The following is a 19643-nucleotide window of genomic DNA, read 5'->3' as shown; positions in this document are numbered from 1 at the left end:
TGCTTGATCCTATTCGTTGGTTCTATTTTACCTATTGCTTTGACGGCTTTCGAGAGGGTTTTGATTTTAGGGGTCTGTATTGACTGAGCTTTGCGACTCTGTCTAGCATGTCTACATGCCTAGGGTTGCGGATCAGTTTATATCTATTGCTGATCAGTATGTTGCTTGCTTGATCATGAAAAGCTCGCCTTGTCTTTTGTTGCTTTTGGTTTGGAGCTGATGCCTAATTAACAAGAAAGCACCCAAATATTAGTCTATGAATTTGATTGGAATTTCGAAATTTGAGAGGCCGCACCTCCCGGATGGAAGTGACGGCCTAGCTCGCTCGTTTGTGCATATCGCTAACCAATATTCAGTGAATGTGTATCGGAGAAGCGTGAACCTCGAAACGACAACAGTGAACTGAAAGAGGAGTGCGAAGCGTCTGGCGCCTGGGGCCTGGTTCCTAAGTGGTGAGTGGTTGAACTCCTTAGGGCACCTGTTTCGGTGCAGATGGAGTATCGGCCGTCATGGCTCCTCCGATCTCGATACAGCAAGTGTGGCGCGTTGCTATCAGAGCCAAAACCGATGAGATTAGGAATGGCTCGGATTTTGTTCTCGCTTGAATAGTGGGATGGCATTATTGCCTGGCCCGGCTCAGGTCAAACGCAGACCGAGTAAAGCGTTCTTCTCAGGGAAAGGGCGGAGCACAGGCATCCAAGACCAGGAATGGAACGGCTGCTTTCGTTCTGAGCGGCAATTGGTGTTCTGGCCCACTCATCCCTTGGAGATCATTCAGTGTCTGATTTGATTTGATTCTCTTCTTGCCTCTTTTGCTGAATTTTTTTGGCTCGCTGCTGCACTTCGTACTTGGAATTTCGTGTAAAAGAATAGAAAAAGACCACTAGAACTGCTGCCAGCCCCAAAGCCAAGAAAACAATATAATATCCAGGTAAAATATCCAGCATGTTGATTATATGTTTCAAGAACCTAGCATGAAAGGCATTTGGGGTCTAGTGCTCCAGCTTTTGTTGCTCTGGAAGCACTTGTCATACTAAAACTACTGAATGCATGGGATCCATGATTGATTTCCTCGGGCTTTGGCTGTTTTGCATATAGTTTTGTCATTGATTTCTATGAGTGTTTGTTTTGGCGATGCTGTCTTCCATCAGAGCTTGCTCATTGAGGTTGTCCTGATGAACCTCTTGGAGGTCACGCATTTTGGAGGTCATCCTTTTGAGTGAAGGGCAAGATATAGAGCTTCGGCCGATACATCATTTGGATGAAACGGCCTTGTCCGGAGTGATTCGGGCCGCACTTGTTGAATTTGGTGCTGATCGCCCCGGTTTTGCTTGGCAAGATCCGGAGCTTGATGCCATGAGCAAGACCTACGCCGCCTCTGGATGGATTTATTACGTGGCAGTAGAGGGTGGGAATATTCTCGGAGGAGCTGGAATTGGCCCTTTAAGTGGTGTGGAAGCTACTTGCGAATTGCAGAAAATGTACTTAGCTCCTTCAGCACGGGGGAAGGGTGTTGGTTGCCGGCTTATGGCGAACCTGTTGGAACAGGCTCGCGTGTTGAACTATCGCTGGATTTATCTCGAAACTCTTTCAGCAATGGTGGCGGCTCAACGGCTTTATCGGACTTGGGGATTCCTAAAGATCGAAAAGCCCCTTGGTCAAACAGGACACGGTGGTTGTGATAGTTGGTTTCTCAAGGAACTGCATGGATCTGGGGTTTTTGGAGAGCTTGAGATTGACTGCTGAATACTTGGAATGAGGATGGCAAGACCAAGATTGAAGCGTTTATCCAGATGCTTTGCCCCTACAGAAGCTCATGTGTTGTTGTTGTTCTCCTCTTTCAGGTCTATGCCAAGATCTTTCATGGCTGAAATTGTATCAGCCACGGCTGGTACGTAGGCAATTCTTCGTCTGACTTTGTCGAGCAGATCACTGATCTTGGCTTGCATTCGTTGACTGATTTTCAATGTTCTTCTCCCATTTCAGCTGAATGCGTCTTTGCTTGTGTCAAGTTTAGCGGTCTTCATTGCCTGTCTTTGATGTTGTTTGTGGAATTTAATTTTAATGGTTGATTGAATTCTAGGTGTCAGCTCTAAGCTCTAACCAGGGTTGCTTTGATGCCGCAATGGTTCTTTCTCCCCTGAATGGGTGAGTCAAATGGTGTTTGTTGTCACCCGTTTGGGGGAGCCTTTTTGGAGGGCCTTGGGCGATAATAGTTGTACGGCTAAATTTTTGTCTTTGATGTCTGAATTGCCATTCTTTGTTGTGAAGAAAGAGCGAAGAGAGCTCATTGAGTTGATGTCTGTTCCCTTTAAGTGTGAACCCAATGATTGCCAGATGGAGATCTGTTTCGCGAATTTTGTGTCTGAGATGACAGCACCTACTTCGCTTCGTTTTCTCTCCATGATTAGGGGGTAAGCGAAAGTGGATCAAAAACAACGGGCCGCTGCATATCGATTACTTGCGGCAATAGAAGCCAATGAAGTTGCAAAGGAGGATGCCATTGCCTATGGTAATTGGTATTCACATTTGCTTGAACACTTGAAAGCTGATGAGCAGGAGTGTGATGAATAAGGGGTGTTCCTGTTCGGTGATGCCATTCCATCCCTAAGTTCCATGGACTGTTATGTTTTTAACCGGTGATTGTTTCTATCTGTGCAGATGCAGATTTCTATCAAGGATTGCTGACCAGTACCCAGTGCTGCTTGTTACGGACTGGTCTGCGGATGAGTGAGAACTGTTGTGGGCATTGCCTTCTCTCCCGCATAAAAAACAATTAGATCTACATCTACATTGCCTAAGGCTGTCCCGGCATGAATCGTGTTGACGACTTCAATCAAAGCATCACCTTTTCTGTAAATCTTTTGACTGCCATCTTTTAATTTGAGTTCTAATGTCCCTTCTAGAATCACTGCTGCATTGATCACAGGATGGTAGTGCCAGGGTAAGGTCATTCCGCTTGGCACTTGGATCCGAAGGATTTTGATCTTGGGCTGCCCATCGGGATAATTAGGCAGCATGTTGCCATTCCACATTTTGCTGGAGTTTGCTAATTCTTCGATCTTGACTCCATGGCTTGTAGAATGCTCGTCATGGCTTTTTGCAAGTAATGGTGACAATAGTGATAATGTAAGGGATAAAGATAAAGAGGAGAATATTTGAGTTGTTCGTCTACTTCTGAAATATTTTGTTGTTGAGGCAGTGTTCATTTCTTGCTCTTAGCTGTCTTTAATCATGCTAATGCAAAATCTTTTGTAGATCAAATGATATCTGGAGGCGGCCCATCGGAAGGAATAGATCCCGCACAACAAAGGATCAGCTGTTGGCGGGCGTTCCTTTCTTAGGGTGGAGATCAGCTGTAAACCTTGGCCATGAAGGGACCTGCCTGGTCGTCAGTATGAACAGGTGTTACTTCCCAGTCCAAGCACTCTGCCCATTCAGCCGCGTGTTCGTAGCAGGCATCAGCATTATCTGCTTCAACCAAAATCCAGCCTTCTACCGAGCCAGGACCGTGAAACCGCTTCCATGATTTGCATTCCGGGAATGGCGCACCTGTTGATAAAAACTTTTTCGCCGCAATTGCGTGGTAACCAGTTTTGAATGTCCAATGCATCAAAAAGGTCATGAATGCTCATTAATGAAGACGTCTTCATTTTGCATGGTTTGCCGAGAGCACGTGTAGCCTGTGATACAGCGATTGGCGTTGTTGCTGCGTTTTGCGGTTTATGGTCACGCACGAAAAGTGATTGGATGATTGTTCTAATTGCAACTGCTAAGTGGTAGATTGTTTGAGCATATCCATAGTTTGATTCATTGAGAACCCTGATGAATACTGGAGGGTTGTATATGGTAGCCACCGTTATCCTGTTCTCAATAAGGGGTAAGCTAAGGTGGTTATTATCTAATGAGATCAGTGCTTAGTTGGTAGATAGGATCAAGTGTTGATGTGAAAACAGCTGCAGAGTGGGAAGGATTGAGGGCTGAGTGCAAATGCTCATGCCTATTCCTCCCAGCCCTGCCTCATCCAGCTCCATCAGGTACCACATCTAATGACTAATCAATGACCCCAGTCGATAACCCTAATTAATAAGGGGAGGGGGCCCTATTATCATCTTTCCAGGGGGCATTGGGGGGTAGTGGAGCCCACCACTATAGCGATACCACTTCATAAATTTATGCCAAAATACACCGATCTGGGTGTATGGTATCCATAGCAATATCAACCCCTCAGCCCATCGAGGATCGCCTAGAAGGTTTTCCACAAGCTGAGAAGTATTGGTATGACTAGGCCCCAAAAAGGCCAATAATCCACCTATGTCGTAGTACCTAATGCTCGAAAATTACATACCAGGACAACCTGTATGGCTCCCTTGCCAGTTCTGCGGGACTCCCGTACGACTGGAAGGAAGGTATGTAGGCATGGCCATAAGAGCAGGGCAGAAGACATCTGAGTGTCAGGACTGCCAGAGAGAACGTATGTCTCCGCCACTGCAAGCTCAAACGGACTTTTGGAAGGAGATCCATCGTCACAATCGCGAGCAAGCAGATCAGATCTAAGGATTAGCGATAAAGAAACTAATCAAAGTGCTGGCGGTTTCGGTACTCTCTACACTCCACACATCAACTTGATGCAACTTCACAGGTACTAATGAAGATCCTCAAGATCCTTGGTTCTTTCCTTGCTGTAGTTCTGCTGTACGCTTTATACACATCATTGGGACATCCTTTTGTTAAAGTTGAGTTCTTCAGAGATCTTTTCAAAATCGCTTGCATCTCCGTTGCATTCCTTGCCTACGGACAACTTCACCATGTAATGATTGGTATTGCAGGAGAAGAGAATGGAGACGGTGGACTTAACAATCCAAAGATTCTTTTTGCTACTGCCTTTGCCGGTGCTTTTATCTTCTACGGTCTAGGTCTTTACAAAGTAGGTTGTCCTAACTGAAGTGTTTAATGTTCTCTAAACACTTCACTTTCTAATCAAAGTCTATATTCTAAAAACAACTCCTAAACTCAATGACGAAAGACGACTGGATCAAGCTTGCAATGCCTGCATCGATCACCCTGCTGGCGATGGCGATCTTATCGGTGCCTCTACTGAGCAATGCGCAGCTCACTCAGACGGGAGAGCAGTGGAATCCTGTTTACGTGAAAGTCCTTGATTAACCCCAGTGATCAAACACCTCCTTTACCTCAGGGTGTAACTTCACATCAAAACACTCACTAGCGCTACGAGGATGACCTACACGGAGATGATGAACAGCGGAACGCAGCGTTAGTGATGACTAAAAAAGCTAAAGAAGAAGGTTGCCTTTGGTTTATTTGGCGGTTGACACTTATTTTTATTGTTGCCCCTGGGATTACCTTGGCTGTTGTTATTCCAATCGCTGAGTATGTAGAAGACAAATGGGGGCAATGCGTAAATGTTCGAATAGCTGCATGGATGAATAGCGTCACCCCGCCCTGGAGGGGTAGGGAAGAATGGCCAGTTAGCGAAGAATGTAGAAATGCGGTTATGCCGTGGGAGTAATACTTTTTCGCGGCTGGCTGCCGTGTAAGGAGTGCGCCAAGAGTAAGAAAATGTTTAATTATGGTTAGAACGAATTAAAGGACATAGGGCATAAGTGCTTTCGCCATTGCATCTTCATCATTGAATCCCTGGCAATCAGATCTCAGGTATTTCTTTGCAACCTGAACGGCTTCTTTAGCTTCCGCTGTCTCCAGCCATGGATATAGATAGTCGATACCAGCATTTTTAAGATTTTTCATCATAATTGTGAGGCTCTCTGCTTCAGATAATTTGCCTTTACTTACAAAGCACATCCTTAATGATGCCTGACCGATAGCCCTCAGTTTATTTAGGGCAAATGTTGGTGGTATTCCCGCTATTGCTCCAATAGGGATCATCGTCGGGATGACGACAAGTCCAACGGTGAGAAGTTGTTTAATCATTTGATTGGTAGGTCGTCCCTCCTGACTTCCACACCATCGTAGAGACAGAACGAATCTGCATCACCTCCACGCTCAGAACGCTTCTCCTTGTTTGAGTCTTGTTCCTTAGCACTAGTTGTGAAAGATGCTGTGGTTGTTAGATGACCACCTTCACTTTCCACACGAACACCCTTTTCTTTCTTTGCAGAATTGTAGTCCCTGGACAACATCTCCTTAGCAATCTTGGGAGGTTTTATTTCTGTAAGATTAAAGGTTTTGGTGACTGTCATATGTTTCTCTTTGTACAGTATTGAATGATGTATAAAGGATTCGATTGAATAATTTGTATGTTTTTGATAACAATCGCTATAGCTTTTCTGGGCTTTTATGCACCTGCTAACGCTGAAGATCTTGAAGGGTTAAGGAGGTGGAACAAAAGGCAAGAAGAGAAAGTTAAGCTAGGCAAAAAGGTAAATTCGCTAGCTGAGGAAGTATTGGAAGCCGCAAAGAACAAAGACTGGAAGCTAGCCTGTAATAAGTTTAATGAAAGCACGCTTTTCAGGCAGGAGCATGGGCTGGATATTTTCCAACCCCTCTCAGCACATCAGGATGCTGAAGCAACTCACAAATACAACAAACTAATCGCCCAAGCGAATGCTGGGATTAATAAGACTGCCGAGCTTCTGTGCGGTAAAGCTGGTATGAAGGCAGTTCTGAATACAGCAAAAGCTGTTTATATTATGCCTGCCCCTGTGATGGACAATCAAATTCTTTCAAAGTGTAGAAACGAATGGGGCGATGATTATGTGATGATAAAGTATTGCGGTGATAGCCAAACTAAGGCAAAAGAAGCATTGGGGTTGTAATCGTTAATCTTAATTCAAAGCCTTTAATGATTTCTCCAAACGTGCCACTTTGCGACTGAGTGCTTGTAGAGAAGCATTGATAGCAGCAGGGTCTAGCTTTGCTTGTTCAGCCTTAGCAGCCTCAGCTAGTTCAAGATCCCTCAGGGCACGCTCAGCAGCTGCTTTGTTGTGTCTGTCAATGTTTGGACGAGTCACCAACTCTTGTTGGATTGGCTTACCACTGTTGTCCTTAATGACTGGCTTCAGGTTTGTGCCATATCCAGAGATAGGAGTGGTTGTAGATGGTTGAAACACACGAGCTTCAACAGCACCATGTTTTACTGAACCACTAATAGCCTCTCCATTCTTAAGGGCTTCTAGTTGATCGGGAGTAAATAATTCGTGTACTGACATGATTTATAGAGCAAGTTTAATTAAGCCTGCTTTGACTATCCAATGCTTTTCTGGCTGTTCATGTGCTTAGCTCAAACATTGTCAAGGAATTTGGTGGTCACTAGACCTGTTTATTTAAGCGATGATGATTCCATGATCACAGATGCATGTGGTGCTCTATCGCACAAATCAGCCAATGATGCTGAAGGCTACAGGGCTTGGCAAGAGGTTGGCATTGCACGGCTTTGAAGGGAAATAGCTGCTGGGTTTCAGCCTTCAGTTTGTTTGTAATGGGGAGATCGAAGTATTGGGGCGTTCGTGATTTTGGTTCTTGCTTTGGTTGCGTAAACCCGTTCTCCATCGATGCACCTTCGCTGAATCTTCACTTCTAGGACAAGTTATTGACAAACAAGTTTTTCTAATTTTGGGACGATTCGATTGGTGCAAGGTTGGTGCTCACGTTGCAGACATCATCGAGCGACTCCAAGGCTTCTTGTAAGCGTTGGCAGCTTTCTGCAAGATCTGGGTCTTCGATCTCCAAAAGTGCCAAGGGGTGCCAGCAGTGCTCCCAATCCAACACGTTCCACCCACGATCATGCAGCCCTTGTTGAAGCTGTTCGAGAGCCTCGAAGCCACCATGAACCATGGTGCTGCCATCACTTTGCAAGATATATCCCTCTGCCTCGAGTTCGAGAAGATTCTCTAACAGTGGTTCTTCTTCGCAATGTCCTTCGAGTCGCACCTCGCTGCGATGTTCAAAGAGATAACTTACGCAACCGGTTTCACCGAGCTTTCCTCCGTGTTTGCTGAATGCCAGACGCACTTCGGCCGCCGTGCGATTTCGGTTGTCGCTGAGTGCTTCCACTAGGACTGCCATGCCTTCAGGGCCATACCCCTCGTATCGAATCAATTCCAGGCTGGATCCTGCCTCCCCTTGGCCCGATCCTTTGGCAATGGCCCGCTCAATGTTGCCTGCTGGTAATCCTGCCGATCGGGCTTTCGTGATGGCTGTTCGGAGTTGAAAATTCCCGTTGGGGTCAGCTCCGTTGCGGGCGGCCACGGTGATCTCGCGCCCAAGCCTGGTGAAAAGAGCACCTCGCTTCCCATCTATCACCGCCTTGGTGCGTTTGATCTGAGACCATTTGCTGTGGCCAGCCATAGGGAGAAGGATTGGGATCAGCCGCGCGCTTCAAACACGACCTTGGGTCTGAGCTGGTCTTCGCCGTTGGCGATTCCAATACCCAGCATGATGTTGTCTTCACTGAGAACAACGGTGGGCCCATCACCATTTTGATGGGGAATTGTGCGTCCGCAGCTCCAGTCATTGCGTTCGAGCTTGGAGAGCGTTCGGATTGGTAGGTGGGTCAAGGCGAGTTGGGGAGGGATGAGGGTTAGTGGCTCCATTGCTGGAGTGCTCTGTTCATTGGGATGCAAGGGCAGTGCAATTGCATGGGCCTCCACGAATCCCAGCGCCTGGGTGCGCCGTAGCCAGCCCAGGCAGCCGCCGCATCCGAGGGCTTGGCCTAGATCTCTGGCCAACGACCGGATGTAGGTGCCAGCAGAGCAGTGCACTTCAAGGGTGAGCTTGCCTTCCTTCCTATCCCAGTGCTGAAGAGAGAGGGAGTGGATGGTCACACTTCGTGCTGGTAAGTCCATCACCTCACCGCGGCGGGCCCTGGCATGGGCGCGTTCACCGTTGACATGAACCGCTGAAACCTGGGGAGGACACTGTTCGATTTTGCCGCGGAAGGGATTGAGTGCCTGATCCATCTCCTCCAGGCTTAAATCCGGCCAGGCCTGAATCGCAACGACCTCTCCCTCTAGGTCATCGGTGTTGGTGCTGGTGCCCAGCTGGATCACACCTCGATATGTTTTCTCGCCTGGCAGGTAGGGAAGCAGTCGGGTGGCCTGGCCCACGGCAATCGGTAGAACACCGGTCACAGCTGGGTCCAGGGTTCCTCCATGACCAACTCTTTTGGTTTGGAGCACGCGACGCATTCGGCTCACGCAAGCGTGGGAGGTGAGACCTGAGGGCTTGTCGATCACCACGAAGCCGAGTGGTGCATCCAAGGGGGTCCAGTGGCAGCTGTTCTGAATGTGGCATCCGGCCTGCACGTACATTGACGATGTTCGTCCGGCAGAAGATGCAAAGTCTGAGCAATTCTTCCCGAGTGGACATTGAGACCTTTTTAGACAACGGCTTTTCTGTTCGCGACCATTTGGCTCAACACCTTCAGCTCACGTTGGAGCAGGTGGATCAGCGCCTCCCCGATGGGAAGGATGATTTAGCCGCACTGCATCCGGGGGCGTTTCAACCAGATCAAGCCACGGAGTTTTATGAGAGCACCGTGGGGACAGGCCATCTCTTTGAATTAGCAGCATGGCATCTCAGCAGCTCTGACTACATCGCGGACACGCTTCGTTTGCAGGAGGATTTTGCTCGAGGCACAGTCCTTGATTTTGGAGGAGGTATTGGTACCCATGCCTTGGCTGCAGCGGCATTGAATTCTGTTGATCGTGTTCATTTTGTTGATCTGAATCCACAAAATAGGGCTTTCGTCTGGTCTAGGGCTGTTGCTCTTGGTTTGGATCAAAAAATGTCCGTTCATCGTGATCTTGCCGATCTCAACGGTCAACGTTTCGATACTGTTGTTTGCCTTGATGTCTTGGAACACCTCCCTGTTCCATCGGATCAGCTCCTGCAATTCCATTCATTGATGAATGCTGACGGACGGGCCTTATTGAACTGGTATTTCTTTAAAGGATATAGCGGCGAATATCCTTTTCACTTTGATGATCCTGACCTTGTTGATTGCTTTTTTCGAACGTTACAATCTCGCTTTCTCGAAGTCTTTCATCCACTTTTGATTACGACTAGGGTCTACAAGCCAATAGCTGTTAACACTTAATCTGTGTGATCCATCACGTTGTAATACGTCCTTAAAAACAACAGTGAGTAGTCTGGCAATTGCTTTGAAGAAAGCCTTTCAATGCAAATCTCGCATGAAGAATCAAGTGCAGTTTTTGAATGTTTAAGGCTATTGGTAACAGCTTTAATGTCTATCCTTTGGGGTTAGGAGCAATAGGCCTTGACGTTGAAAATCAAAAGTAAGCAATAATTCACGCATTGCCTATTTGTTGGTGGTGGTTTCGATTAAGGGTTAAGAGATCTAATGATAATCAGAGTGACTATCTTCTTGCTGATTGAAGCCAATAGTGCCAAATCAGATTTTTTGAATTGCTTTTTAAAAAGCAAGACAGAGAAAATTAAATGGTTTGTCTCTTATGGGCCAGTTTAATTCCCAAGACTAGTAAACGCCTCCTGCTCTGAAATCATATTCTTCTTCCTTAAGAGTTTTAGAACTACATGTAGATTGAGCATAGTGAATCAAATTTTTATAGCCAGGCGGCACTAATCCTGGACATAGATTTCCAACTTCAATGGCCTGAGGGCAGAAATAAACGCCTTTCCAGCGATTGATAAATCTCCCTTTGATTTCGTCTGAGAATTGAAAGCCACTCTCCGCGGCAAACTCTATGATCTGTTGTGGATTCATTGATGCGAGCCGAGCACGAAATTGCTCGTCACTACGTGCTCGATCAATAAAAGCATGTAATTGAGACTTAGACATGGCAGAATAATCTCTTTTATTTTTATACACTGCATCGACTCAAAATTGAGGCAAAACCATACTCACTGCGAATAATATCGAGTGCAATGCAGAAATAGTGAATGTGCTTTTGCGGTTTTATGGTTTTCGCAAGACTGACTTAGCTGACCCTGTCGTAAATATTTGTCACGCTTCTATGGCTTGGCCGTTCCAGGCTTCTCCTTGGCAAGGCAAAGTTTTTCATCTTAAGATGTCATAGATCATCACGATTTTTCAATCACAAGCCAAAAGAGATTATAATTTTGACTTAATAAATTCACAAAGAGTACCCCACTCCAAGACAGTAACTCAGATGAAGGCAAGGAAGGCAAAAGAATATGTTTTCAGCAATTTGCTTGGAATGGAAACATATTGCAAGAATCATTATAATGATTATTATTCCACTTCCAATTTCTCTTGCAATATTACCCAGTTAAGCAAAGGTGAATTGCAAACGAGTTCAATCTGCGCTCCAATTAACAATGTGCATCTTGAAATATTTAAGTCAAATCAAACATTGTTATACGAGGAGGAAGCAAATCAAAATTCAATTGCATTCTGTTGGATAAATAATCAAGGCAAAAGGCCAGGCAGCAATACTATAATCAGCGGTCATAAGATGAGAGATTTAAGCATAGCAGGGTTTAATCGTTTAAACAAAACTGGTGGAAACACTTGGGACATTGTTGGGGCAAATACTCTCCTCTGTTGTATGAGCCTGAAGTGGAAAATAATGAAAGAGAAAATAAATCAGATGAATGCGTACAATGCATACGCGAGGATTGAAGAATGCATTGGCATTGACTCCAATAGTAATGCGAGCATTCAGCTTAAAAGGCTATTTGATAAGCATTTTTCGAAGGGAATGACATCGGCCGATGAATTCTATGATTTAGCTATAGCAACCCTAGAGGATCCTTGCGAACAGCAGAATGACATAACAGAGAGATCTGAATCAACGGAGCTGATAGAGGATCTTGTCAAGTTATTGCATGAAGATAGAGAAGGTTTACCACCCCTGACGATAGGAGAAATTACAAAATACTTAAACTCTGAGAAGGAATCTGTTGGCCAAGTATGTAGATCCACCTTTAACATGAATATTCTTGATCTCATTAAAAGTATTCGTCTAGAACAAGTTAAGAAGTCATACTTAAATCCATATGTCCCTGCTGGATTGAAGCAATTTACTAAAAAGCATAATGCTTTATATTATGGCTTCAAAAATTGGAATTCTTTTCAACTTCTTTATTTTAAGACGTTTCAAGAGAGCCCTGAAGAAACAATTGATAAGGCAAGCAAGATGAGTGTTCTTGTCTCTGACTTGCGTCGAGGGAGCAGAGCATGAAATTACAATTTGCTTATACAGATCCATTGCAATTGTCTGAGACTCTTCAGGCCTATGGTCAAGTGACGAGAATTACACAACTTGAAAGTGGTGAAGGTAGTTATTCTGTTTCACATAAAAAATGCTCTAGCATGGCTATAGCAGAGATCAGTGCATCAAAACCACTTTTATATGAGGGATGGGGTACAAGTTGGTCAGTAGATTTTAATTGGATCACGCCAATGCGGAAAACAAAATATCCTTTTGGATATTGCGAAGGTTATGATATGAAAACTAATAGTCTTGGTGGTCTTAATACGTTTCATACAAATTCAGGTGATTCGTGGGGGAAATATTCAGAATCATGCTCTTCAACTGCATGCATGTTGGATAAGGAAATTCTTCTGAAGAATCTTCGAGATTGCAATGCAAGTCATGCCATTGACAGTCTAAGTCGATCTATAGGATTAGATATAGACCATGAAGCTTTTGCCCAATTGCGAAGACTCACCCGAAGGGATTTGGTGAAGGGAATTTCGAATCCATCTAAATACTATGATTTAATGACTATATGCCTTGAAGAAGGAATTCATAGGGGCTATAAAAAGAAACAGGTAAAGAATCAGAGATTACTTGCTGAGATCGTTAATCTTTCGCATGATTCTGAAAAAATGAGCCCACCATTATCCTTATCAGAGGTTTGTCAACTTTTAAATGCTGGCCAAGCTTCTCTCTATCGAGTATGCCAAGATTATTTTGGAATGGGAATTATAGAAATGATGACCCAGGTAAGACTGGAGGAAGCTAGAAGGGCAATGATTTATAAGTCTACGAACTCAAGCTGTGATATTAACACTATTCGTGAAATAGCGATTCGATTTGGGTTTAAGCATCAAGGTAGATTTTCAAGAAGATACTTTACTAGTTTTGGAGAGTTGCCAAGCCAGACACTTAAGCGTTCAAAGCTTTTGTGAGCTTACAAGCAAGTATTTCCCTATTTAAAATATAGTATTGATGAAACATTTAATGCCTCAGAACTGAGGCCTGGCAGGGGTTAAGCAAAGATAAAGATTTTTCTTAGGGTATCCGGTTTTTATCAAAAAGAGTATAATTGAGAAAATCCTGAATCTAATTTGTGTCGAGCTTTCGACAAATACATCCTGCTTGAGAATGAAACGAATCACCTTTGAGTTGAATGATGAGCTTCATAGAAAGCTCAAGCTTCTTTGTTATACAGAGTCTTTATCTATTGGGCACATTCTTAGGCAGTGTGTTTCCGACTTCTGTGACAAGCATGATGCCCACTTGATTGAATTAATTGATAAACGATCGAAGTGATCTTTGTGCTTGGTATTGTGCTGAGCTAAGTCATCATATTCCTTGTTTTTAATTATTCCTTTTAGTTGGTTTGAGTATTTGGATGTAGCTTTAGCCCTTCTTCCTTGCGATTGATAAGGGGTTCGCCTGGTGTGCCTTCAGTCGGCCTTTCCTGTCTGACGTATTGATCTATGAAAACCGAATTGCTGCATATGCGCAATGCTTATGTTGTATTGATGCAAATAAACTATGCTCACTATGAAGTGCATCATTGCGACAATAATAGTCTATATTGTGTGACATATGAATTGTGTTTTTGCTGTGGATATTTGATTGTCTGAGTAGAGTTTGTTGAGCTAATCTTTGTCTTATGGCCGAAAGATTTGATGTTCTTGTTCAAGGGATGAGTGAAAATGACGCCTTAAAACTTTTATTGGAAAACACTCTGAATGTTCAGAGACCCGCAGATCGTTATTTTGCAGCAACTAGGCTTGGCTTGAGTACTACTGAGGAATCGCTTGATTTACTTCTTCATGCTGTTAATAGGCTCTCAACCGATGAATTGTATGACAGGATCACGCGTCGAAAATCTATTGAAGCATTAGGAAGAAGAAAAGATGTGCGAGCAATTCCCGCTTTAGTTGGTGTTTTGAGCTGTACTGATACTGAGGCTGTGATTAACGCCATTACTTCCTTGGTAAGAATTGGTTGGGAACCACTTCCAGATGATATTGATCTACTTTTATCACTATTGAACGGTGAAGTGACCCTTGTGCGGGCAGTGATTCAAGCTCACATCAGACTAAAAATTAGAAATTCCAAATCTCAGTCTCTTATCCATGAGCTTTGTTCTCATGAGAGCGCCTTGGTGTCTGGTGCAGCTCGAGCGTATCAGGCAAAGATCTACGGGAGGGTTGATCTTTTGGATCCTTTGGTTCCGCAACTCACTGATTTGGTGGCTGGGAAGCGACGTTCGGCTGTGATTGATTTAGGTGATGCTGGTGATGAAAGTAGACTGTCCGATCTGGTGCGAGCACCAGTCTCTATGTCCCTTAGGGCAAAAAGTTTCTTGGAGATTGTTGATGCCAATAACTCTATGGATACGGCAAAAAATCAATCGCTTCTAGAACAACTTTTAACTGATAATCCCCAACATCTCAACTTTAAAGGTGAATGGAAGTGCGATGTGGATCCTGCTGAAATCGAAAGGAACCTTAGTCACCGAGATGAAGCACGTCAGTATGGGGCCGCTTTAAGTCTCATGACTATTGAGTCAAATACTTGCCTTGACATAATAAACAGTATGCAAGAAAGGTTATGGTCTGATTATGTGACTCATTATTATCTTACATGTATTATTGGTCTGCGTAAATTTCAACAAAAAAGTGATTTGGTTCGAGCTGCTCTCTCAGAAACCACTCCTCAATACACGAAGTCGAGGATAGCAGCAGCTTGGGCATGTCTGGAGCTTGAACTTTACGATCAAATGGACATGATCTATGAACTTTCCAGGTCTGCTTATTGGAGACCTCTTCGTTGGACTTGTCAGCAAGTGATGGGTAGACTTGTTGAAAAGCAGCAATTAGATTATCAGCACTAAATTGTTGAAATCAAAAAACAAATAATGATTGACTCTTTTGAAAGTTGCTAGTTAATGGTGATACATCGAAATTCTTTTTTATGAATTGCGTTAATGCTAAGTCAAAACATGGTTCGCTTTGACTGGCTGAAAAAATGTTTTTAATGGATTGCTTGGTTGGTGGTGGGGCAATGCTGACTACCGTAATGGTGTTGGCAAGCATTGATTTGCGTGCAGAATTGCCCCCTTGTTGGTTGATATTCAGAGCCCTATTTGGTTCAGAATTCCCTGACCTGTGAGTAACTCTGTTCCAAGACCTATCACGAATCCAATCATCGCAAGGCGTCCATTCCAGGTCTCAGCAAATTCCACGAAGCCGAAGCGGGAGGCTGATTGATCAGACATGATTTTATGAAAATGAGAATTTGATTGTGTGTGTGAAGGGCGTTTGCTCAGCCAGCAACGGCAGAGATGCTGTGGGGTGCTTGAGGGAAGCTCGTTGGCATTGGATCAGGTTTCCCTTCTGCTAGCGCTTTGGCACGCACATACATTTGACTTGAGGTTGACCCAGCCGCTTCCATCGCTTTGGCTACAAGGTCCCAGTTGCGGATTTCGGTTGACATTTTGGAAAGCCCAAAACAAGTTGTTGATAAAACTTAATGATTTTTAAGCCTGTCCGTGGATGCGGCGGTCATCATTTGGTTTGGGTTTGGTCAGGTGTCTGTTTTGGCTTTGCTTTGGATTGCAATCCCCCTGCACTTCGCGACTCACTCTTTCATTGAGGTCTACTCCGGCCTCGCGGCGTCGGATCCTCAACTGTTTCGATGATTGTTCCAACAAAAGAAGAGCAATGATCTCAGAAGGGACCATTGCTCTTTGATGGATGAAGTTGTGATTCCTTTGCGCTTCTGATTGGTTCGGATTACTCAGCAGCAGCAACAGTGATGCGCTTGCGATTGCGGAGGCCGCGGCGGATCGACTCAAACTTGACAATCCCGTCGGTCAAGGCAAACAAGGTGTCATCCTTCCCGCGACCAACGTTGACGCCTGGCATCACGGAGGTGCCGCGTTGCCGAATGAGAATCGAGCCAGCCGTTACTGTTTCACCGCCATAGGCCTTGACGCCAAGGCGTTTGGAATTGGAGTCGCGTCCGTTACGGGTTGAGCCTGTGCCTTTCTTGTGGGCCATTGGAAATCAAAGAGATGGTGAGAGGGAAGCTGGTAGAAGCAATTAGCTGATCGCTTTGCCGCCGACAGAAATGGATTCGACCATCACTCGCGTGAGCTCCTGTCTGTGACCATTCTTACGGCGTGTCTTCTTTTTGGGGCGCATCTTGTAAACGATGACCTTTTGACCCCGACGATGGGCCATCACTTTGAGTTCCACGCTGGCGCCCTGAACGTAGGGCTTGCCAACAGTGGCTACGTCACCGTTCTTGACTAAAAGCACCTTGTCAAGGGTGATCTTGGCGTCCACATCTGCATGCAAACGGTCGAGGTCGTAATAACGGTTGGGTTGCACCCAAAATTGCTGTCCAGAGGCCTCGACGATGGCGTAGGAGCCTGTCTCTGGGGTGGTTTGTGAGCTGCTGCTGCTGGTTTCTGCCATGGGCTACTGGACGCAACCAGGCTCGGTGACTTGGGAGTCGCCGATTTGGCCTGTGCCGCAATCGAAAGACAAACAAAGATCTTCGACCTTCGTGCTGTCTTTCGTCAAGATTTAATTGCACACTTTTCGTTTTGGATGACCAGGCCGGCACTCACGATCGCGTTCTTGTTGAGGTCGCCTGAGCTCGAATCGGCTTGCTGTCAGTGGTTGCCTGGTAATCGCTACACGCCTGTGGATCTTGGACTGGAGGACTCAGCGGTTGATGTTGTCTCGGCTTTGGAACGACAACGTGAGGCCGTTGATGCAGTTGTGATTGAGCAATCACTCCTTCAAGAGCAGACACGGGAAGACTTATTGGCTCGAGGTTTGTTGTTTCCAGCCGTTGTCGTGGGCGAGTTGATGGGGCGTGTCGATTATCACCCCGAAGAAGTTCACCTGCCCGGTGATCAGCTTGAGCAGCTTGGCTACAACGTTGACGCAGCGATTTCACGCTTTCTTCGTCACGGGCAGAAAGACATTCGCCCTGAAGACGGATCCTCTGAGTCCGATCCGGTTGGCGGGCAGCCTGAGGGAAGTGCTTGGAAGTTGTCGAGCCGCTTGCAGGAGAGGCTTGGCTACCTAGGAGTCTTTTACAAACGAGATCCTTCGCGATTTTTGGCCAATCTTCCGCCGAATGAACAGCGCGAGTTGCTGCAGTCACTGCAGCGCACCTATCGAGATCTGTTGATTGGTTATTTCCGTGACCCTGCTGCTGCCAACCAGGCTCTAGAGAGTTTTGTGAATACCGCTTTTTTTGGCGACTTGCCCATTACCCAAACCGTTGAGATCCATATGAATCTGATTGACGACTTTTGGAAACAACTCAGAGTGGAAGGGCATAAAGACGACTTCCTTCAGGATTACCGCCTTGCACTGCTGGATGTCATGGCTCACCTCTGCGAAATGTACCGACGGTCAGTGCCTGGAGATGTTCCCTTAGTTCCTGCCGGGTCTCAACGTCGTCAGCTACAGAATTCGGAGGTGACCTTATGAGCCCTAGGAAGACTTATATCCTCAAGCTGTATGTGGCAGGAAACACACCAAATTCGATGCGTGCACTCAAAACGCTTCGCAATATTCTTGAAACTGAATTCAAGGGTGTCTACGCCCTAAAGGTCATTGATGTCTTGAAAAATCCTCAGCTTGCAGAAGAAGACAAAATTCTGGCAACCCCCACGTTGTCCAAAATTCTTCCGCCTCCTGTGCGTCGGATTATTGGTGATCTTTCTGATCGCGAACGCGTGCTGATCGGACTTGATCTTCTTTACGACGAGCTTGTTGACAACGACCTCAGCTCTTCCCTGATGGACGCGTTGGAAGTCCCGGATATCGAAGAGGCAGATTCTTAAGTCACGGGGTGATCTAGAGGGTGCTGTGGATTTTCCTTATTAACCTTGGAGAGCAAGGTCGCGGTTATGCAGATTTCTAGCTCAAGCGGTTCCCCTCAGATGCAGGTCCAGAAGCTTCCGACTGGAATCGAGGGCTTTGATGATGTGTGCCATGGCGGCTTGCCAATTGGACGCAGCACCCTGATTAGCGGAACGTCCGGAACGGGTAAAACCGTTTTTTCCTTGCATTTTCTCCACAATGGAATTGCTCATTACGATGAGCCAGGGATTTTTGTCACGTTTGAGGAGTCGCCTCTCGATATTTTGCGTAATGCTGCAAGTTTTGGCTGGAACTTGCAGGAGATGGTGGAGCAAGACAAGCTTTTTATTCTTGATGCTTCGCCAGATCCAGATGGTCAGGATGTGGCTGGCAGTTTCGATCTCTCCGGGCTGATTGAAAGAATTAATTACGCCATACGAAAGTACAAAGCCAAAAGGGTGGCAATCGATTCCATTTCGGCTGTCTTTCAACAATACGATGCGGTTTTTGTTGTGCGTCGGGAGATCTTCCGTCTCATCGCACGCTTGAAGGAGATTGGTGTCACTACTGTGATGACCACCGAGAGAATTGATGAATATGGGCCTATCGCTCGTTACGGCGTTGAAGAATTTGTCTCTGACAATGTTGTGATCCTCCGCAATGTGTTGGAGGGAGAGCGCCGACGACGGACTGTTGAAATTCTCAAGTTGCGAGGTACTACCCACATGAAGGGTGAATTCCCTTTCACCATGGGTGTCCACGGGATCAGCATCTTCCCTCTTGGTGCGATGAGGCTCACTCAGCGTTCATCGAATGTGCGGGTTAGTTCTGGCGTGCCGCGGCTCGATGAAATGTGTGGTGGAGGCTACTTCAAGGATTCAATCATCCTTGCGACGGGAGCAACTGGTACAGGCAAGACGTTGTTGATTTCAAAATTCATTGAGGATGCTTGCAATAATAAAGAGCGAGCAATTTTATTCGCCTATGAGGAATCACGTGCTCAATTGATGCGTAATGGCGCAAGTTGGGGCATTGATTTTGAGCAGATGGAGCAAGATGGCCTTCTGAAGATTATTTGCGCCTACCCGGAGTCCACCGGTTTGGAAGACCACTTGCAGATTATTAAAACTGAGATCAGTCAATTCAAGCCAACACGAATGGCGATTGACTCGTTGTCTGCGTTGGCCCGTGGTGTAAGTCGGAATGCCTTCAGGCAGTTTGTGATCGCATTGACCGGATATGCTAAGCAAGAAGAAATTGCTGGCTTTTTTACAAATACTTCTGAAGAGTTTATGGGAAGTCATTCGATCACTGACTCTCATATCTCAACCATTACTGATACTATTTTATTGCTCCAGTATGTCGAGATACGTGGCGAAATGGCTAGGGCAATCAATGTATTCAAGATGCGTGGCTCCTGGCATGATCGCGGTATTCGTGAATTCTTGATCACGGGTAATGGGCCACAGATTCAAGATTCATTCTCGAATTTCGAGAGAATTATTAGCGGCGTCCCTCATCGTGTGACGATGGATGAGCGTAGCGAATTGTCGCGTATCGCTCGTGGAGTTTCTCCAGAATAGGG

At 45.6% G+C, this 19643-nt stretch carries 26 protein-coding genes and 1 pseudogene; 13 read left to right on the top strand and 14 right to left on the bottom strand.

Going from position 1 to position 19643, the window contains the following annotated elements:
* Window positions 1-770: 770 nt before the first annotated feature.
* Window positions 771-947, bottom strand: coding sequence for a hypothetical protein (locus SIC18_RS13470; protein WP_157028601.1), 177 nt, complete (start codon window positions 945-947; stop codon window positions 771-773).
* A gap of 334 nt (window positions 948-1281) precedes the next feature.
* Here SIC18_RS13470 and SIC18_RS13465 point away from each other — a divergent pair, with 334 nt between their 5' ends.
* Window positions 1282-1746, top strand: coding sequence for a GNAT family N-acetyltransferase (locus tag SIC18_RS13465; protein ID WP_413430581.1), 465 nt, complete (start codon window positions 1282-1284; stop codon window positions 1744-1746).
* 678 nt (window positions 1747-2424) lie between these two features.
* On the top strand, window positions 2425-2574 hold the full coding sequence (locus SIC18_RS13460; protein ID WP_157028599.1) for a hypothetical protein: 150 nt from the start codon (window positions 2425-2427) through the stop codon (window positions 2572-2574).
* 134 nt (window positions 2575-2708) lie between these two features.
* On the opposite strand, the gene SIC18_RS13455 is transcribed toward SIC18_RS13460, so the two are convergent.
* Together SIC18_RS13455 and SIC18_RS13450 are read right to left on the bottom strand one after the other, a co-directional pair.
* On the bottom strand, window positions 2709-3209 hold the full coding sequence (locus SIC18_RS13455) for a cupin domain-containing protein (protein WP_245407121.1): 501 nt from the start codon (window positions 3207-3209) through the stop codon (window positions 2709-2711).
* Between the two features lie 143 nt (window positions 3210-3352).
* Window positions 3353-3625, bottom strand: a complete 273-nt coding sequence (locus SIC18_RS13450) for a DUF3303 domain-containing protein (protein ID WP_048347112.1) — start codon at window positions 3623-3625, stop codon at window positions 3353-3355.
* 1023 nt (window positions 3626-4648) lie between these two features.
* Between SIC18_RS13450 and SIC18_RS13445 the strand changes: the two genes are divergently transcribed.
* The 3 genes from SIC18_RS13445 (at window position 4649) to SIC18_RS13435 (ending at window position 5530) form a co-directional block, all read left to right on the top strand.
* Window positions 4649-4945, top strand: a complete 297-nt coding sequence (locus SIC18_RS13445) for a hypothetical protein (RefSeq protein WP_413429854.1) — start codon at window positions 4649-4651, stop codon at window positions 4943-4945.
* Between the two features lie 71 nt (window positions 4946-5016).
* Entirely contained in the window at window positions 5017-5166 is a 150-nt protein-coding gene (locus SIC18_RS13440; protein ID WP_413429853.1) for a hypothetical protein, read from the top strand.
* A 115-nt stretch (window positions 5167-5281) separates the two neighbouring features.
* Entirely contained in the window at window positions 5282-5530 is a 249-nt protein-coding gene (locus SIC18_RS13435) for a hypothetical protein (protein WP_413429852.1), read from the top strand.
* Between the two features lie 74 nt (window positions 5531-5604).
* Here SIC18_RS13435 and SIC18_RS13430 read toward each other — a convergent pair whose 3' ends face one another.
* Together SIC18_RS13430 and SIC18_RS13425 are read right to left on the bottom strand one after the other, a co-directional pair.
* Window positions 5605-5952, bottom strand: a complete 348-nt coding sequence (locus tag SIC18_RS13430; RefSeq protein ID WP_413429851.1) for a hypothetical protein — start codon at window positions 5950-5952, stop codon at window positions 5605-5607.
* Window positions 5949-6221 carry a hypothetical protein gene (locus tag SIC18_RS13425; protein WP_413429850.1) on the bottom strand — a complete coding sequence of 91 codons (273 nt, stop codon included), beginning with the start codon at window positions 6219-6221 and terminating at the stop codon, window positions 5949-5951. The genes SIC18_RS13430 and SIC18_RS13425 overlap by 4 nt, the downstream gene beginning before the upstream one ends.
* Window positions 6222-6278: 57 nt before the next feature.
* On the opposite strand from SIC18_RS13425, the gene SIC18_RS13420 reads away from it, so the two are divergent.
* Window positions 6279-6797: a hypothetical protein gene (locus tag SIC18_RS13420; protein ID WP_413429849.1), complete on the top strand. Its 519-nt coding sequence runs from the start codon at window positions 6279-6281 to the stop codon at window positions 6795-6797.
* Between the two features lie 9 nt (window positions 6798-6806).
* Here the strand turns inward: SIC18_RS13420 and SIC18_RS13415 are convergent, their stop codons facing one another.
* The 3 genes from SIC18_RS13415 to truB all read right to left on the bottom strand — a co-directional run bounded on the left by SIC18_RS13415 (window position 6807) and on the right by truB (window position 9239).
* Window positions 6807-7190, bottom strand: coding sequence for a hypothetical protein (locus tag SIC18_RS13415; protein ID WP_413429848.1), 384 nt, complete (start codon window positions 7188-7190; stop codon window positions 6807-6809).
* 397 nt (window positions 7191-7587) lie between these two features.
* Window positions 7588-8328 (bottom strand): YebC/PmpR family DNA-binding transcriptional regulator, encoded by a 741-nt coding sequence (locus SIC18_RS13410; RefSeq protein WP_413429847.1) that lies wholly within the window; start codon window positions 8326-8328, stop codon window positions 7588-7590.
* Between the two features lie 17 nt (window positions 8329-8345).
* Window positions 8346-9239 carry a tRNA pseudouridine(55) synthase TruB gene (gene truB / locus SIC18_RS13405; RefSeq protein ID WP_413430579.1) on the bottom strand — a complete coding sequence of 298 codons (894 nt, stop codon included), beginning with the start codon at window positions 9237-9239 and terminating at the stop codon, window positions 8346-8348.
* 74 nt (window positions 9240-9313) lie between these two features.
* On the opposite strand from truB, the gene SIC18_RS13400 reads away from it, so the two are divergent.
* On the top strand, window positions 9314-10078 hold the full coding sequence (locus SIC18_RS13400; protein WP_048347108.1) for a class I SAM-dependent methyltransferase: 765 nt from the start codon (window positions 9314-9316) through the stop codon (window positions 10076-10078).
* Window positions 10079-10477: 399 nt separating this feature from the next.
* Here SIC18_RS13400 and SIC18_RS13395 read toward each other — a convergent pair whose 3' ends face one another.
* Both SIC18_RS13395 and SIC18_RS13390 read right to left on the bottom strand, forming a co-directional pair.
* Window positions 10478-10726: a Nif11-like leader peptide family natural product precursor gene (locus SIC18_RS13395; protein WP_245407368.1), complete on the bottom strand. Its 249-nt coding sequence runs from the start codon at window positions 10724-10726 to the stop codon at window positions 10478-10480.
* Window positions 10727-10801, bottom strand: a pseudogene (locus tag SIC18_RS13390) (Nif11 family protein); the annotation flags it as partial.
* A 331-nt stretch (window positions 10802-11132) separates the two neighbouring features.
* Here SIC18_RS13390 and SIC18_RS13385 point away from each other — a divergent pair.
* The 3 genes from SIC18_RS13385 to SIC18_RS13375 all read left to right on the top strand — a co-directional run bounded on the left by SIC18_RS13385 (window position 11133) and on the right by SIC18_RS13375 (window position 15063).
* Entirely contained in the window at window positions 11133-12167 is a 1035-nt protein-coding gene (locus tag SIC18_RS13385; protein ID WP_048347107.1) for an AraC family transcriptional regulator, read from the top strand.
* A complete protein-coding gene (locus SIC18_RS13380; protein ID WP_048347106.1) occupies window positions 12164-13120 on the top strand; it encodes a helix-turn-helix domain-containing protein in 957 nt (318 codons plus the stop codon). Before SIC18_RS13385 ends, SIC18_RS13380 begins: the two co-directional genes overlap by 4 nt.
* Before the next feature lie 713 nt (window positions 13121-13833).
* A complete protein-coding gene (locus SIC18_RS13375) occupies window positions 13834-15063 on the top strand; it encodes a HEAT repeat domain-containing protein (RefSeq protein WP_048347105.1) in 1230 nt (409 codons plus the stop codon).
* A gap of 240 nt (window positions 15064-15303) precedes the next feature.
* On the opposite strand, the gene SIC18_RS13370 is transcribed toward SIC18_RS13375, so the two are convergent.
* From SIC18_RS13370 to rplU, 4 genes are all read right to left on the bottom strand, one after another.
* On the bottom strand, window positions 15304-15447 hold the full coding sequence (locus tag SIC18_RS13370; RefSeq protein ID WP_048347104.1) for a high light inducible protein: 144 nt from the start codon (window positions 15445-15447) through the stop codon (window positions 15304-15306).
* A 47-nt stretch (window positions 15448-15494) separates the two neighbouring features.
* A complete protein-coding gene (locus SIC18_RS13365) occupies window positions 15495-15665 on the bottom strand; it encodes a hypothetical protein (protein ID WP_245407120.1) in 171 nt (56 codons plus the stop codon).
* Window positions 15666-15964: 299 nt separating this feature from the next.
* A complete protein-coding gene (rpmA, locus tag SIC18_RS13360) occupies window positions 15965-16231 on the bottom strand; it encodes a 50S ribosomal protein L27 (RefSeq protein WP_048347102.1) in 267 nt (88 codons plus the stop codon).
* 42 nt (window positions 16232-16273) lie between these two features.
* Window positions 16274-16651, bottom strand: a complete 378-nt coding sequence (gene rplU, locus SIC18_RS13355; protein ID WP_048347101.1) for a 50S ribosomal protein L21 — start codon at window positions 16649-16651, stop codon at window positions 16274-16276.
* 135 nt (window positions 16652-16786) lie between these two features.
* Between rplU and SIC18_RS13350 the strand changes: the two genes are divergently transcribed.
* From SIC18_RS13350 to kaiC, 3 genes are all read left to right on the top strand, one after another.
* Complete coding sequence (locus SIC18_RS13350; RefSeq protein WP_048348289.1) at window positions 16787-17683, top strand: circadian clock protein KaiA; 897 nt, start codon at window positions 16787-16789, stop codon at window positions 17681-17683.
* Entirely contained in the window at window positions 17680-18039 is a 360-nt protein-coding gene (gene kaiB, locus SIC18_RS13345) for a circadian clock protein KaiB (RefSeq protein ID WP_048347100.1), read from the top strand. Before SIC18_RS13350 ends, kaiB begins: the two co-directional genes overlap by 4 nt.
* A gap of 66 nt (window positions 18040-18105) precedes the next feature.
* Entirely contained in the window at window positions 18106-19641 is a 1536-nt protein-coding gene (gene kaiC, locus SIC18_RS13340) for a circadian clock protein KaiC (protein ID WP_413429846.1), read from the top strand.
* The last annotated feature ends 2 nt before the right edge of the window (window positions 19642-19643 follow it).

This window comes from Synechococcus sp. Cu2B8-bc1011 (genome assembly GCF_047302735.1).
Classification (GTDB): Bacteria; Cyanobacteriota; Cyanobacteriia; order PCC-6307; family Cyanobiaceae; genus Synechococcus_C.
This window is presented reverse-complemented; position numbering and strand designations above follow the sequence as displayed.